Below are 15,448 nucleotides of genomic sequence, written 5' to 3'. Positions count from 1 at the left end.
TGCGCTGGCGCCGCTGGTGCTGCTGATGCCGATGCTGCTGCTGCTGGGGATGACCCGGTGGACGGCGGATTACGACAAGGTGTTGATCGCGAACGTGGAATCCGATTTGCGGATTGCCGAGCAGTACCTTGCGCGGATCATGGAGACGACCGGCGAGGAGCTGACGGGCGTGGCGGAATCGGTGCGGTTCGCCGAGGTGCTGGGGGCCGAGGGGGCGGCGCAGGCGCGGTTCCTGGAAGAGACGCAGGCGCGGCTGGGGCTCGATTTCCTGTATATCCTGCCGGAGGGGGAGGCGGGGCCCACCGCCGAGCGCTGGCCGGTGGTGGCGGCGGCGCTGGGCGGGCGGCCGGCGACGGAGATCGACATTTTCCGGTCGGACGAGCTGGCGGCATTCGACGCGGACCTGGCCGACCAGGCACGGATCGACCTGATCCCGACGCGGGCCGCCGTGCCGACGGACCGGGTGGTCGAGAGCCGGGGCATGGTGGTGCATTCCGCCGCGCCGATCGACCGGGACGGGTTCGAGGGGGTGCTGGTGGGCGGAATCCTTCTGAACCGGAACCTGCAGTTCATCGATACGATCAACGCGCTGGTGTACCTCAACGCCGTGACCGGGGGCGAGCGGCAGGGGACGGCGACGCTGTTCCTGGATGATGTGCGGGTGTCGACCAACGTGCGGCTTTTCGAGGATGTGCGGGCGCTGGGCACAAGGGTGTCGGCGGTGGTGCGCGAGGCGGTGCTGGACGAGGGGCGGACATGGCTGAACCGGGCCTTCGTGGTGAATGACTGGTATATATCCGGCTACCTGCCGCTGCGCGACAGTTTCGGCGAGGCGGTGGGGATGCTGTACGTGGGGTTCCTCGAGGCGCCGTTCACGGCGGCCAAGCGGCAGGCGGTGCTGGTGATATTCGCCGCGTTCAGCGGGGTTCTGCTGTTGTCGGTGCCGCTGTTCCTGTGGATGGCGAAGGGGATTTTCGCGCCGCTGGAGAAGATGAACCAGACGATGCGCCGGGTGGGCGAGGGAGACCTGAACGCGCGGAACGGCGAGACGCGGTCGCATGACGAGATCGGGCAGGTGGCGGGGCACCTGGACGACCTGCTGGACGAGTTGCAGGACCGGGATGCGAAGCTGCGGGCCTGGGCGGACGAGCTGGAGCAGCGGGTGGAGGAGCGGACCGCCGAGCTGCGCGATGCGAATGCGAAGCTGGAGGATACCTGGCAGCAGCTGGTGATGAGCGAGAAGCTGGCCTCGATCGGCGAGATCACGGCGGGGGTGGCGCACGAGATCAACAACCCGGTGGCGGTGATCCAGGGCAATCTCGACGTGATGCGCGAGAGCCTGGGCGAGCGGGCGGACGGGGTGGCTGTGGAGCTGGACCTGATCGACCGGCAGGTGGCGCGGATCAACTCGATCGTCGGCAAGTTGTTGCAGTTCGCCCGGCCGCACGAGTTTTCCGGGGCGGAGGAGGCGGTGGACCTGCGGCCGCTGGTGCATGATTGCCTGGTGCTGGTGGAGCACGTCCTGTCGAAGGCGGAGATCGAGGTGGAGACCGACCTGGCAGAGGCGCCGCGGGTCAGGATCGAGGCCGGGGAGATGCAACAGGTGGTGGTGAACCTGCTGGTGAACGCGGCGCAGGCGATGACGGCGGCGGGCACGATCCGGCTGCGGCTGCGGGCGGAGAAGCGCGAGGGGCGCGAGGGGGCGCTGCTGTCGGTGCAGGATACCGGGCCGGGGGTGCCGGATACGCTGATCGACAAGATGTTCGACCCGTTCTTCACCACGAAACAGGCAGAGGGCACGGGGCTGGGCCTGTCGATTTCGCAGACGCTGATCCAGCGGGCCGGGGGGCGGATCACCTATCGGAACCTTGCCGAAGGGGGGGCGGAATTCTGTGTCTGGCTGCCCGCGGCGGGGGCCGGGGAAGGGTGACCGCGGGGGCGCCGCGGGGTGGCCCGACTCGTCGCGGTTGTGCGCAAAATCGTTGATTTGCCGGGTAAGGCGATTAAAAGTTGAACGGTATCAACAAGCTGCTAACGTGGCAGTAAACTTGAGGCAGTCGCCAGGAACGACCGAGCGGCGAACTGACATGCAACCAGGGAGACAGCATGAATATCTTCATCAAATCGGCCACGGCCGCGATTCTCGCAGTGACCGCTTCCGCCGCCACGGCGCAGGAGCGGTTCATCACCATCGGCACGGGCGGGCAGACGGGCGTCTATTACGTTGTCGGCCAGTCGATCTGCCGTCTCGTCAACCGCGGCACGTCGGAGCACAACCTGAAATGCACCGCGCCGTCGACCGGCGGCTCAATTGCCAATATCAACGCCATCTCGGCGGGCGACATGGACATGGGCGTGGCCCAGTCGGACTGGCAGTACCACGCCTATAACGGCAGCTCGGAATTCGAGGGCAAGCAGGTCGAGAAGCTGCGCGCCGTCTTCTCGGTGCATGGCGAGCCGTTCACCGTGGTGGCCCGTGCCGATTCCGGGGCGGAGAGCTTCGACGACCTGTTCGGCAAGCGCGTCAACGTGGGCAACCCCGGCTCGGGGCAGCGCGCGACGATGGACGTGGTGCTGAACGCGATGGGCAAGTCGACGGACGATTTCGTCCTGGCCTCGGAGCTGAAGCCGGCGGAGCAGTCGGCGGCGCTGGGCGACAACAAGGTTGACGCCATCGTCTACACCGTGGGCCACCCCAACGGCTCGATCCAGGAGGCGACATCGACCGTCGAGGCGAAGATCCTGCCGGTGACCGGCGAGGCGATCGATACGCTGGTCGACGAGAACCCCTATTACGCCAAGGCGACCATTCCGGGCGGCATGTATGCCGGCACCGACGAGGATGTCGAGACCTTCGGCGTGAAGGCGACCTTCGTGACCTCGGCGGACGTGCCGGAAGACGTGGTCTACACGGTGGTCCAGGCGGTGTTCGAGAATTTCGACCGGTTCAAGGGGCTGCACCCGGCCTTCGAGACCCTGGCCGAGGAAGACATGATCGCCGCCGGCCTGTCGGCGCCGCTGCACCCCGGTGCGGAGAAATACTATCGCGAGCGCGGCTGGATCGAGTGATCCGCGTTTCGTGACATGCCCTTGCGGCCCCGCCTTCGGGCGGGTCCGCCCATAACAAGCGACGTGCCGGCCATGACCGGGATGCGAGACAACCAACGGGGGACATGCGATGACCGATGATGACAAGCAGTTCGAGGCCTCTGCCGTCGAACAGGAAGCGGCGGGCCGCGGCGGGCTGAGCCAGTCGGAACTGGACGAGCTTGTCGCCTCGTCGGACACGGGCGGGCGCAGTGCCGGGCCCTTCATCACGAGGCTGATCATGGTGGTGGCGATCGTCTGGTCGCTGTTCCAGCTGTGGATCGCGAGCCCGCTGCCCTTCATGCTGGGCTGGGGCGTGTTCAACGATACCGAGGCGCGGTCGTTCCACCTGGCCTTCGCGCTGTTCCTGGCGTTCCTCGCCTATCCGGCGGCGCGCAGCCCGTTCCAGCTTGTGCTGGCGGTGGGTGTGCCGGCGCTGCTGACCTTCCTGTTCATCTACGGCGCCAAGGACGGCACGCCGATCTGGTGGATTCCCGTCGTTGGTGCCGCCGTGATCGGGGCCGTGCTGCTGGGCTCGCCCAAGAACCGGGTGCCGCCGTGGGAGTGGGCGTTGGCCATCGCCGGCGCCGTCGCCTCGCTTTACATCTATTTCGCCTACGAGGGCATCGCGCAACGGGTCGGCGCGCCGATCCTGCAGGATTTCGTGATCGCGGTGATCGGGATCATGGTGCTGCTGGAGGCCACGCGGCGGGCGCTGGGCCCGGCGCTGATGATCGTGGCGTCGTGTTTCCTGATCTACACGTTCCTCGGGCCGCACATGCCCTCGATCATCGCGCACAAGGGCAACAACCTGTCGGAAGTGGTGAACCACCAGTGGATCACCACGGAGGGGATTTTCGGGATCGCGCTGGGGGTGTCGACCTCGTTCGTGTTCCTGTTCGTGCTGTTCGGCTCGCTGCTCGACAAGGCGGGGGCCGGGAATTACTTCATCCAGGTGGCGTTCAGCCTGATGGGCCACATGCGGGGCGGGCCGGCCAAGGCGGCGGTGGTGTCCTCGGCGATGACGGGGCTGATCTCGGGCTCGTCGATTGCCAACGTGGTGACGACGGGCACGTTCACCATTCCGCTGATGAAGCGGGTGGGGTTCAACTCGGAAAAGGCGGGCGCGGTCGAGGTGGCCAGCTCTGTCAACGGGCAGATCATGCCGCCGGTGATGGGGGCCGCGGCCTTCCTGATGGTGGAATACGTGGGCATCCCGTATTTCGACGTGGTGAAACACGCCTTCCTGCCGGCGGTGATTTCCTACATCGCGCTGGTGTATATCGTGCACCTGGAGGCGATGAAGGCCAACATGCAAGGTTTGCCGCGGGCCTATGAGCCGAAGCCGCTGGTGGCCTGGCTGATCTCGCTCGCGTTCACCATCGCGGCGATCTGTGCGCTGTCCTTCGCGGTCTATTACGGGATGGGCTGGATCCGGCCCGCGTTCGGCGCCTCGGCGGGGTACGTGGTGTTCGCGCTGCTGGTGGCGGTCTACGTGGGGCTGCTTTACGTCTCGTGCCGCGAGGCGCGGCTGAAGATGGAGGACCCGAACGCGCCGGTCACCAAGCTGCCGGTGCCGGGGCCGACGATCCGCAGCGGGCTGCACTTCCTGCTGCCGGTGGTGGTGCTGGTCTGGTCGTTGATGATCGACCGGTTGTCGCCGGGCCTGTCGGCCTTCTGGGCGGCGGCGTTCATGGTGTTCATCCTGATCACGCAGCGCCCGATCGAGGCGATGTTCCGCGGCGAGGGCGATTTCGGCGGGGCGGTGAAGCGGGGGTTCCGCGAGCTGCTCGAGGGGCTGGAAGCCGGGGCGCGCAACATGATCGGCATCGGCATCGCCACGGCGACGGCGGGCGTGATCGTGGGCGCGGTCAGCCAGACCGGCGTCGGCTCGGCGCTGGCGGACGTGGTCGAGGTGCTGTCGGGCGGGAACATCATGGCGATCCTGGTGCTGACGGCGATCCTGTCGCTGATCCTTGGCATGGGGCTGCCGACGACGGCGAACTATATCGTGGTGTCGGCGCTGCTGGCGCCGGTGATCGTGACGCTCGGCCAGCAGAACGGGCTGATCGTGCCGCTGATCGCGGTCCACCTGTTCGTGTTCTATTTCGGGATCATGGCGGACGTGACGCCGCCCGTGGGGCTGGCGTCCTTCGCGGCGGCGGCGGTGTCGGGCGGTGACCCGATCCGGACCGGGGTGGTGGCGTTCTTCTACAGCTTGCGGACCGCGGCGCTGCCGTTCCTGTTCATCTTCAACACCGACCTGTTGCTGATCGAGGTGGGTTGGGCGCAGGGAATCTTCGTCTTCGTGGTATCGACCGTGGCGATGCTTCTGTTCGCGGCGGCGACCCAGGGGTGGTTCCTGGCGCGGAACCGGATTTACGAGACGGTGCTGTTGTTGCTGGTGGCGTTCACGCTGTTCCGGCCGGGGTTCTGGATGGACATGATGGTGCCGCCCTTCGAGGACGTGCCGCCCGCGCAGATCGAGCAGGCGTTCGGCGAGGCGCAGGTGGGGCAGGATATCCGGATGACGGTCAACGGGATGAACGCCGTGGGCGACCCGGTGACGTTTACCGCGCTGATCCCGGTGCCCGAGGGCGAGACCGGGGCCGACCGCGTGCTGGCCGCCGGGATCGAGTGGATCGACAATGACGGCAAGGTGATCATCGACAACGTCACCTTCGACAGCGTGGCGCAGAAGGCGGGGCTCGACTGGGACCAGGAGATCCTCGAGGTGAAGGCGCCGGCGTCGCAGCCGTCGAAATACTGGATGTTCATTCCCGCGCTGGTTCTGCTGGCGCTGGTGGTGGTCCTGCAGCGCCGGCGGCGGCCGGTGGCGCAGGCGCAACCGGCCTGAGGAGGTGTGAGAGATGTTCGATAACGTCCTGCTGCCCATCGACCTGACCCATCCGGAATCGTGGGAAAAGGCCCTGCCGCTTGCCGTGAAGATGTGCGGCGGGGGCGGCACGCTGCACGTTCTGGCGATCGTGCATGACGTGGGTTCTGCCATGGTGGCCAGCTACCTGCCGAAGGATTTCGAGGAGAAGGCGCTTCAGGGGGCGAAGGCGGATCTCGATGCCTTTGTCGAGACGGAGGTGCCCGAGGGCACGAAGGCGGTGGCGCATGTGGGGCACGGGCACGTGCCGGAGCATATCCTGTCGGCGGCCGAGGACGTGGCGGCGGACGTGATCGTGATCGCCGCGCATCCGCCGAGCGAGTTGCGGACCTTCCTCGTGGGCTCGCATGTCGGCAAGGTGGTCAGGCACGCGACGCGGCCGGTGCTGGTGGTGCGCTGAGGCGTTATTCGGCGGCGCGGAGTTCCTCTTCCAGCGCCTGTGCGGAGGAGGCGCGGGAGCGGGTGGTGCTGCTGACCAGCGCGTAGGCGGCGGGGGTCAGGAACAGGGTGAAGACGGCGGCCATGCCAAGCCCGCCGACGATGACCCAGCCGATCGAGGCGCGCGCCTCGGCCCCCGGGCCGGTGCCGAGGATCAGGGGCAGGCCGGACATCACCGTACAGATCAGCGTCATGGCGATCGGCCGCAGGCGGGCCAGCGCGGCCTCGTAGGCGGCGTCGGGGACCGAGCGGCCCTGGTCGCGGAGCTGGTTGGCGAATTCCACGAGAAGGATGCCGTTCTTGGCCATGACCCCGATGAGCATCAGCACGCCGATCTGGCTGTAGATATTGATCGTGGTGCCGGTGAGCAGCATGGCGTAGATCGCGGCGCAGACGCCGAAGGGGACGGTTGTCATGACGACGAGGGCGCTGGTGAGGCTTTCGAATTGCGCGAGCAGCACGAGGAATACGACGAGGAGCGCGATGACATAGGTGGCGGTCATGGCGGTGGAGGTTTCGTCGAGCGAGGCGGCTTCGCCGAGGAAGATCAGGCCGATGCCGTCGGGGAGGCCTTCCTGTGACAGGGCGCGGACGTCGTCAATGACCTCGCGGAGGGTGACCTCGGGGGCTACGGAGGCGTCGATCTCGATGGCGCGGCGCTGGGCGTGGCGGTCAAGCTCGGCGGCGACGCCTTCCTCGTTGAGCGAAACGATCTGGTTGAGGGGGACGAGGTCGCCCGTGTCGGCGCGGACGTAGAGGTTCATCAGGTCGGCGGGATCGCGCACCGCGCCGGCGGCGGATTGCAGGAGGATCGGCACGGCCTCGTCATCTATGGTGAGCTCGGAAATCTCGTCTTCGTCGATCAGGGCGCGGAGGGTGCCGGAAAGGGTGGAGATCGGTACGCGCAGGTCGGAGGCGCGGTCTCGGTCGACGCTGATGGAAAGCTGGGGCTGGGTGGCCTGGTACTGAACGCGGATGCCAGAGAGGCCGGTGACCTCGGCCAGGTCGCGGGCGAAGGTATCGGCGGCGGCGGCGATGTCGGGGTAGTTGGGGCCGGTCAGCGCGATGCTGAGCCCGCCGCCCGAGCCGCCGCGCAGGCCGAGGCTGTTGCCGCTGCGGATGCGGGGATCGGCGCCGGGCAGGCTGTCGAGCTGGTCGCGGAGTGCGTCCTCGATCTCGGCCTGGGTGGTGGTGCGTTCGGACCACGGGATCAGGCGGACGCCGATGCTGCCGCGGTTGAGGTCGTAGCGGCCGGTTATCGAATAGAGGCCCTCGGCGACGCCGTTGTCCACAAAAGGCTGCAGCATCTCTTCCACTTTCACGACCTGCCGGTCGGTATAGTCGAGGCCCGCGCCGTCGGGCCCCTGGAGCCAGACGGAAACCATGCCGCGGTCTTCCGGCGGGACCAGTTCCTCTCCCAGCTCGCCGTAGAAGAGGGCGGCGCCGGCGGCGAGCACGCCGGCGCCGACGATGGTGACGAGGGGCGCGCGGATCATCGGGCCGATCATCGCGGCATAGAGTGCCATCAGCCGGCGGCCGAGCCCGGTGAAGAGCCCGCCGGAGCGGCCGAGGCTGTCGGAGAGGGAGGCCAGCATCGGGCACATGGTGAGCGCCACGAAGGTGGAGATGATGACGGTGATGGCGAGCGCGAAGCCGAACTCGGTGAAGAGGCGGCCGGCGTCGCTGGGGAGGAAGGAGATCGGGACGAAGACGGCGACGAGGGTGAGGGTGGTGGCAATGACGGCGAAGAAGACCTGCCCTGCGCCGAGGACGGCGGCGGCTTTCGGCCCCATGCCTTCCTGTCTTCGGCGCTGGATGTTCTCGGTGACGACGATGGCGTCGTCGACCACGAGGCCGGTGGCGAGGACGAGGGCGAGGAGGGTGATGAGGTTGATGGAGAAGCCCATCAGCCAGATACCGGCGACGGAGCCGACCAGCGCGATGGGGATGGCTATGGCGGGGATGAGCGTGGCGGTGAAACGGCCGAAGAAGACCCAGATGACGGCGATGACGATGCAGAAGGCGGCGGCGAGGGTCTTGAGCACCTCGGCGATGGCGCCGCGGATGAAGACGGCGTCGTCGCTGGTGACCTGGAAGCCGAGGTCGGGGAAGCGGGTTTCGAGCCGGTCGATGGCGCGGTTGACCTCGTCGGAGATGCGGACGGTGTTCGATTGCGCCTGCCGGACGATGCCGAGGCTGACCACGAGGCGGCCGTTGAGGCGGGCGACGCTGTCGGGGGTGGCGAGGCCGAAATAGACATCGGCCACGTCGCCGAGGCGGACGCCCTCGCGCAGCATCAGGTCCTCGATGCGCCGGGGGTCGGCGACGGTGGCGTCGGCGCGAACCAGCACCTCGAGCGGGCCGGAGGCGAAGCTGCCCACGGGGACGTCGAACTGGGCCGAGTCGAGCGTGTCGGCCACCTCGCCGATCGACAGGCCGAAGGCGGCGAGGCGGTCGGGTTTGACCTCGACGCGGAGGACGCGCTGGCGGTCGCCGAAGAGCACCACCTCGGCCACGCCGTCGACGGCGGTGAACTCGGTCGCGATGGCGTCCTCGACAAGCTGGGTGAGCTCATCGATGGAGCGCTCGTTGCTCCAGACGGTGACGTCGAGCACGGGGTCGGCGTCTTCCTCGGACTTGACGACGAAGAGATCCTCGACCCCGTCGGGGAGGCGGTTTTCCACGCGGCTGACGGCTTCGCGCACGTCGTTGGAGGCGTTGGCGAGGTCGCGGGAGGGGCTGAATTCGACCCGCATGCGGAAATTGCCCTCTTCCGAGGAGGTGCGGACGGATTCGACGCCTGCCACGCGGGCGACGGCGCCCTCGACCAGCGAGGCGACTTCAGCATCCATGGTGGTGGGGGAGGCGCCGGGATAGTTGGCGCGGACCGAGACGATGGGGCGGTCGACATCGGGAAGCTCGCGCACCTCGATGCCCCAGAGCGCGCCGATGCCGGCGATCATGATGAGAAGGCTCATCACCGCCGCGAGGTAGGGGCGGCGGACGCTGATGTCGGAGAGGCCGCGGCCGCCGGGGGTCATGAGCTGCCATCCGTGGCGGTGTTGAGGACGTTGACGGGGGCGCCCTCGCGCAGGCGCTGGGTGCCCTCGACGACGATGTGGTCGCCTTCGGCAATGGGGCCGTCGACGATAACGAGCCCCTCGCGGCGGCGGACGAGGCGGACGGTGACCTGTTCGGCGGTGCCGTCGGTGACTCGCCAGAGGTTGAGCTCTCCGCGGGAGAATTGCAGGGCGAGTTCGGGCACGGCGGGGTAGGTCTTGCCGGGCAGGTCGATCCGGAGGCTGAAGGAGGCGCCGGGGCGGAGGACATCGGCGGCGTTGTCGATGGCGGCGCGGATGCGAGCGGTGCGGGTGGAGACGTCGACGCGGCTGTCGATGGCGGTGATCTCTCCGTCGAAGCTGCGGTCTTCGACCGCCGGGGTGCTGGCGGTGACGGGCTGGCCGATCTCGATGCGGCCGAGCAGCGCCTCGGGGAGGTCGAACTCGACGAGGATGCGGCTACGGTCGTCGAAGCTGGAGACGGTCTCATCCGTGGCGATCCGGTCGCCGGTTTCCACCGAGGCGAGGCCGGTGACGCCGTCGAAGGGCGCGCGCAGGGTGCGGTCGGCGAGGTCGGCGCGGGCCTGGTCGAGCTCGATCTGCGCGACCTTGAAATCGGTCTGGGCCTGTTCGAAGCGGGCGGTGGCGGCGGCGCCGGTGTCCTGCAGCGCCTGGTAGCGGTCGCGTTCGGAGGTGGCGCGTTCGAGGCGGGCCTCGGCCAGGGCGACGGCGAGGCGTTCGTCGGTGTCGTCGAGCTGCATCAGCGTGTCGCCGGCGGCGAACTTGGCGCCGGGGGCAATGTCGAGCGCCGTCACTTCGCCCGAGGAAGGGGCGCGCAGGGTGACCGAGCGCAGGGCGAAGCCGGTGCCGATGGCGGAGAAGGCGAGGTCGTCCTGCACCTGCCGGACGTCGGCGACGATGACGGGGGTGCCGGGGCCCTGGGCTTCGACCTCGGCCTGCCGCTGGCCGGGGTTGGTGGCGGAGGCCCAGAGGCTGCGCAGGTCGTCGCGGTTCTGCCATGCCAGCACGGCGCCGCCGATGAGAACGGCGGAGACGAGGGCTTGTTTCCAGAAGGCGGTTTTCTTCAACGGCTGTTCCCTGCGGTCCGGGTCTGGGCTGCAACTAGTCCGAAATGACGATCCGTCACGTATTCGGGCGGGCGGGCCGGTGCAGCATAGCACGATCCGGTCGCAGGGCCGAATGGCGGCAGGGCGGATCGGCGCAAATGCCCATAATTCCGGCAGAACCCGCCGATGTTGCGCCGGGCCCTTGGCGATGCCGGGCGAGGGGATTAAAGCGGGTCATGCCCCTTTCGCGACATCCCCGAGCCCGATGACCCCGAACCCCCTTATCGACCGTGCCGCCGCCGGGCTTCTGATCGTGCTGACGGCGCTGTTCGCGGCAAGGGAATGGGGCGCAGGCGTGCCGGGGGGGATCATCGAGGGGCTGTCGCTTCTGGTCCTGCTGCTGCTGGGTTTGAATGTCCGGCTGACGCGGAAGGCGTTCATCCTCGTGGGCCTCGCGCTGACGCTGTGGCTGGCGCTGACCGGGGAGGACTGGCTGGGCCATGCGCGGCGGGGGCTGGAGAAGGCGGCCTTCGTGGCGGCGTTTTTCGTGGCGCTGTCGACCCTGCGGAACGTGGCGGAGACCTCGCCCGCGCTGCGGAAGGGCGGGGCGTTCCTTGCCGCGCAGCCGCCGGGGCGGCGCTACGGGGCGTTGACGATTGGCGGGCACCTCTTTGCGCTCTTGATCAATTACGGGTCGATCTCGCTTCTGGGGAGCCTGGCATCGAACGCGGCGCGGGCAGAGGCCGACCCGGTGATCCGGGGGCACCGGACGCGGCGGATGCTGTTGGCGATCCAGCGGGGGTTCATCGCCTCGCTGCCTTGGTCGCCGCTGGCGTTTTCGCTGGCGATCACCACGGCGCTTATCCCCGGTGCGAGCTGGGCCGGGGCGGCGGTGCCGGGCGTGATATCGGCGGTGATCATCACGATGACCGGATGGGCGATGGATTCGATCTTCAAGCCACGGCTGGGCCGGCCGGCGCCGAAGCGGGAGGTGGAGGGGTCGTGGAGCCTGATGCTGCCGCTGGTGTTGCTGTTGTTCCTGCTGGCCGGGATGGTGTCGGGGGCGCATTTCCTGACCGGTATCCGGGTCGTGGGCGTGGTGATGGTGGTGGTGCCGGCGATCGCGGCGGTCTGGGCGGTGATCCAGCGGGTCGGGCTGGGCCGGGAGGGCAGCTTGCGCGGACGGGCGCGGGGGTATGTCACCGGAGAGTTGCCGGGCTACCGGGGCGAGATCGTGCTGCTGATGATGGCGGGTTATATCGGCACGGTGGGTGCGCCGGTGTTGCAGCCGTTGCTGATGTCGCTGGGGTTTTCACCGGAGGCCTTGCCGACTTGGGCGGTGCTGGTGATCCTTGTCTGGATCGTGCCGGTGCTGGGGCAGTTCGGGATGAACCCGATCCTGGCGGTGACGCTGATCTCGCCGCTGTTTCCCAGCCCCGAGGCGTTGGGCATTCCGCCGGCCGCGATGGTGGCGGCGATCACCGCGGGCTGGGCGATGAGCGGGGCGACCTCGCCCTTCACGGCGACGACGCTGCTGATCGGGTCGTTCGGCGGGGTCAGCGCAACCCATGTGGGGCTGCGCTGGAACGGGGTGTATTTCCTCGTCGCGACCTCGATCCTGACGGGGTGGGTGCTGTTGTTCGGGCTGGTACTGGGCTGAGGGGTCAGTCGGTGACCATCGCCCTGTCCATGATGGTTTTCGCCGTGGCCTGCGTGACGGGCCGGGCGAGGGTGCCGAAATGCGCGCCCCATGTGCCCGGCGTGCCGGGGGTGCGGGTGGTGAGGAAGGTATCCGCCACCTCCTGCGTGCTGGCGCGGAGAAGCTCGGCGCCCTGCAGGAGGCGGGCGACGGCCTCGGTCATGGGGCGGGCATAGAATTCGTCTTCCCGGGCCGCGTCGATGAGGCCGTCGGTGTGGCGGATCATGGCGTCGAAGCGGTCGTCGTCCCCCTTGAGCGGTGCCACCTCGTCATGCAGGGCGTCGATGGTGGCGGGGTCTTTCAGCATGGCACGGCGGACGTCCATGCACATCATGTTGGCGGTGCCTTCCCAGATCGAGTTGAGCGGCGCCTCGCGGTAGAGGCGGGCCATCGGGTTTTCCTCGATGAAGCCGTTGCCGCCGTGGCATTGCAGCGCCTCGTTGGCGATGGCGGGCACGCGGGAGCAGTTGAAGTACTTGGCCGCGGGCGTGGCGAGACGGGCGAGGAGGCGGTCATGCGCGTCCTCGGCCAGCCGGTCGGTGGCCTTGGCGACGCGGAGCGCCATCAGGGTGCAGGCCTCGGTCTCGACCGCCATGTCGGCCAGCACGCTGGTCATCATCGGGCGGTCGGCGATGGAGGTGCCGAAGGCGGTGCGGGTGGAGGTGTGGGTCATGGAGAGGGTGAGCATCTGGCGCATGAGCCCGGCGGAGCCTATGGCGAAGTCGAGCCGGGTGAGGTGGGAATGCGAGAGGATCTCGCGGATGCCCTTGCCCTCCTCGCCCACGCGGATGGCGAGGGTGCCGTTGTATTCCACCTCGGAGGAGGCGTTGGAGCGGTTGCCGGCCTTGTCCTTGAGCCGCTGGATGTTGAAGCGGTTGTAGCTTCCGTCGGGCAGGGTGCGGGGCAGGAAGAAGCAGGTCACGCCGCCATCGACCTTGGCGAGCGTGAAGAAGCCGTCGGATTGGGGGACGGAGCAGAACCATTTATGCCCGGTCAGTTCGTACCAGTGGGCGGGTTTGCCGTGGTAGTCCTCGGTATGGAGGAAGCGGGCCGTGGTCTGGGTTTCGCGCAGGTCGGAGCCGCCCTGTTTCTCGGTCATGCCGTAGCCGATGACGACGGAGGGTTTGTCGGCGACTTCGCGGCGGCTGAACTCGTACTCGGTGCCCTTGACCTTTTCGGCCCAGATGCCGAGGGCCGGTTCGGCTTCGAACCCGGCATAGGAGGCGTAGGCCATTCCGGTGGGGCAGCCGGTGCCCTGTTCGACCTGGTTCCAGACATAGGAGAGGACGGCGCGGGCGTAATGGCCGTTCTGCTGGTTGGTGCGCCAGGCGAGGTTGGGCACCTCGTGCTTCCACGCCAGCGACATGAGGTCGTGCCAGCTTTGGTGGAACTCGACCCAGTCGATGCGGTTGCCGAAGCGGTCATGGGTCTTCAGCTCGGGCGCATGGCGGTTGGCGAGGTGGGCCAGCTCCTGCACGTGTTCGTCGCCCGCCATGGCGCCGAGGGCGGCGCATTTGTCGGCGGCCCAGGGGGCTTCGCGGGCGATGGCCTCGCGCAGGACGGTGTCGCCGGTGAAGGCGTTGAACCCGGTGGCGGGGCGGGCCTGGTTGCGGACTTCGTGGGTGGTGAAGGTATCGGGCATGGGGGTCATTCCGCGGCTTCGGTGGTGGAGATTTTCTCGGGCGGCTGGCAGCCGGTGGCGCAGCAGCGGCCCGGCTGGCGGGAGACCTTGCGGCCTTCGGCCAGAACGCCGCGGTCCATCAGGTCGGAGACCAGCTCCTGCCGTTCGGCGACGGGGTAGTTGCGCCAGATCTCGCGCTTCATGGCTTCGGGCGAGCCGCCGCCGTGGAGGGAGATGACGGAGTACCAGTTGCCCTGGTTGGAGACGGTGAGGTCTTCGATCATGCGGGAGATTTCCATGCGGCGTTCCGCCGGGATGTCGGGGCGGCCGCCGAGGACGGCGGTGAGGTCGGCGCGGGTTTCGGGGTTGTGATCCTCGTCGGGGCCGGGGAGGGCGACGATCAGGCCGCCGGAGACGTAGTGGGCGACGCGGTGCATGTCGTAGATCTTGGTGGCGAGCAGCAGCTTGCCGATGTTGGAGAAGACGGCGTCTGGCATGACCGAGCCGGCCGGGTCGCTTTCGCAATAGACCGAGGCCGCGACGCCGCAGGCGTAGAAGCTTTCGGTGATGGTGATCAGGTCGACCATGGCATCGCGGATATGGGCGTGGCGGTCGACGTCGAGGCCGTTGGCGTCGACCATCATGGCGCCGGCGCCGATGAGCAGGTCGCCGAAGCCCGCGCGGGCGCCGATGCAGGAATGGCGGTGATGGGTGGCGTAGGAGGTGGTGAGGTAGCCGCCCTCGGTCGTCTCGCCGGCGAGGAAGACTCGGTCATGCGGCACGAAGACGTCGTCGAAGATCACCACGCCGGTGGACTGGCCGTAGCGGGCGGAGAATTTCGCCGCCGCTTCACCGGGGCGGCCTGCGGGTTTGGCGACGATGGTCACGCCCTCGGCATCGACGGGGACGGCGCAGCAGACGGCATAATCGGCGTCTTCCGCCGTATGGGTGCGGCAGGGCATGACGAGGAATTCGTGCATGTAGGGCGCGCCGGTGACGATGGCCTTTGTGCCGCGGATGACGATGCCGTCGGCGCGGCGTTCCTTGATGTGGACATAGACATCGGGGTTGGCTTGCTGGCCGGGACGCTTGGAGCGGTCGCCCTTGGCGTCGGTCATGGCGACGCCGAGGGTGAGGTCGCGGTCCTGCACGTCATGGAGGTATGCCATGAAGCGTTGCGCATAGTCGGTGCCGTGGGTGGCATCGGTGCGGTGGGTGGCCTGGTAGATGCCGTTCAGGGCGTCGTGGCTGAGGTAGCGCTGGGCGCAGCCGGAGACCTTGCAGACAAGGCGGACGGCTTCGAGCTTTTGCAGGAGGTCGTCGCTCGACTCGTTGATGTGGAGCATGCGGTTGACCGTCTTGCCGCTGGTCGACTGGGTGGCGGTGAGCAGGCGTTCGGACTCGGGCCGGTGGGCGAAATCGTAGGTGATGCCGACGCCGTTGATGCCGGGGGCGAGGCGGGGTTCGTCGGCGACGCTGTCGATGCGGTCGCCGTCGATGAAGACGCGTGGGGAATAGGCGCGAAGGGATTCGCGGTAGTCTTGCGCGGTCATCAGCATGAGGTGGTCCTCCCTTGGGTGC

9 protein-coding genes are annotated in these 15,448 nt (G+C 68.1%); 5 read left to right on the top strand and 4 right to left on the bottom strand.

What is annotated here, in order from left to right; genetic code table 11:
- Positions 1–25 precede the first annotated feature (25 nt).
- From QUV18_RS08280 to QUV18_RS08265, 4 genes are all read left to right on the top strand, one after another.
- Positions 26–1,930, top strand: coding sequence for a cache domain-containing protein (locus QUV18_RS08280; protein WP_300893245.1), 1,905 nt, complete (start codon positions 26–28; stop codon positions 1,928–1,930).
- Between the two features lie 176 nt (positions 1,931–2,106).
- The gene (locus QUV18_RS08275) at positions 2,107–3,069 is read left to right on the top strand and encodes a TAXI family TRAP transporter solute-binding subunit (protein WP_300893210.1); all 963 of its coding nucleotides are present in this window, start codon (positions 2,107–2,109) and stop codon (positions 3,067–3,069) included.
- A gap of 109 nt (positions 3,070–3,178) precedes the next feature.
- Positions 3,179–5,944, top strand: a complete 2,766-nt coding sequence (locus tag QUV18_RS08270; protein WP_300893209.1) for a TRAP transporter permease — start codon at positions 3,179–3,181, stop codon at positions 5,942–5,944.
- Positions 5,945–5,957: 13 nt separating this feature from the next.
- Entirely contained in the window at positions 5,958–6,383 is a 426-nt protein-coding gene (locus QUV18_RS08265) for a universal stress protein (RefSeq protein ID WP_300893208.1), read from the top strand.
- A 4-nt stretch (positions 6,384–6,387) separates the two neighbouring features.
- Here the strand turns inward: QUV18_RS08265 and QUV18_RS08260 are convergent, their stop codons facing one another.
- On the bottom strand, positions 6,388–9,462 hold the full coding sequence (locus tag QUV18_RS08260; RefSeq protein WP_300893207.1) for an efflux RND transporter permease subunit: 3,075 nt from the start codon (positions 9,460–9,462) through the stop codon (positions 6,388–6,390).
- Positions 9,459–10,568, bottom strand: a complete 1,110-nt coding sequence (locus QUV18_RS08255; RefSeq protein WP_300893205.1) for an efflux RND transporter periplasmic adaptor subunit — start codon at positions 10,566–10,568, stop codon at positions 9,459–9,461. Before QUV18_RS08255 ends, QUV18_RS08260 begins: the two co-directional genes overlap by 4 nt.
- Positions 10,569–10,812: 244 nt before the next feature.
- Here QUV18_RS08255 and QUV18_RS08250 point away from each other — a divergent pair, with 244 nt between their 5' ends.
- A complete protein-coding gene (locus QUV18_RS08250; RefSeq protein WP_300893203.1) occupies positions 10,813–12,207 on the top strand; it encodes a hypothetical protein in 1,395 nt (464 codons plus the stop codon).
- A gap of 4 nt (positions 12,208–12,211) precedes the next feature.
- Here the strand turns inward: QUV18_RS08250 and QUV18_RS08245 are convergent, their stop codons facing one another.
- Positions 12,212–13,897 carry an acyl-CoA dehydrogenase family protein gene (locus QUV18_RS08245; protein ID WP_300893201.1) on the bottom strand — a complete coding sequence of 562 codons (1,686 nt, stop codon included), beginning with the start codon at positions 13,895–13,897 and terminating at the stop codon, positions 12,212–12,214.
- Positions 13,894–15,426, bottom strand: a complete 1,533-nt coding sequence (locus QUV18_RS08240) for a 4-hydroxyphenylacetate 3-hydroxylase N-terminal domain-containing protein (protein ID WP_300893200.1) — start codon at positions 15,424–15,426, stop codon at positions 13,894–13,896. The genes QUV18_RS08245 and QUV18_RS08240 overlap by 4 nt, the downstream gene beginning before the upstream one ends.
- Positions 15,427–15,448: the final 22 nt, after the last annotated feature.

Source organism: Roseovarius sp. (assembly GCF_030373445.1).
In the GTDB taxonomy this organism is placed as follows: domain Bacteria; phylum Pseudomonadota; class Alphaproteobacteria; order Rhodobacterales; family Rhodobacteraceae; genus Roseovarius.
This window is presented reverse-complemented; position numbering and strand designations above follow the sequence as displayed.

Coding starts and splice junctions, on each gene's coding strand:
- QUV18_RS08240 (WP_300893200.1), bottom strand. CDS start 15,426: ATGCTGATGACCGCGCAAGACTACCGCGAATCCCTTCGCGCCTATTCC.
- QUV18_RS08260 (WP_300893207.1), bottom strand. CDS start 9,462: ATGACCCCCGGCGGCCGCGGCCTCTCCGACATCAGCGTCCGCCGCCCC.
- QUV18_RS08280 (WP_300893245.1), top strand. CDS start 26: ATGCCGATGCTGCTGCTGCTGGGGATGACCCGGTGGACGGCGGATTAC.
- QUV18_RS08250 (WP_300893203.1), top strand. CDS start 10,813: ATGACCCCGAACCCCCTTATCGACCGTGCCGCCGCCGGGCTTCTGATC.
- QUV18_RS08270 (WP_300893209.1), top strand. CDS start 3,179: ATGACCGATGATGACAAGCAGTTCGAGGCCTCTGCCGTCGAACAGGAA.
- QUV18_RS08265 (WP_300893208.1), top strand. CDS start 5,958: ATGTTCGATAACGTCCTGCTGCCCATCGACCTGACCCATCCGGAATCG.
- QUV18_RS08275 (WP_300893210.1), top strand. CDS start 2,107: ATGAATATCTTCATCAAATCGGCCACGGCCGCGATTCTCGCAGTGACC.
- QUV18_RS08245 (WP_300893201.1), bottom strand. CDS start 13,897: ATGACCCCCATGCCCGATACCTTCACCACCCACGAAGTCCGCAACCAG.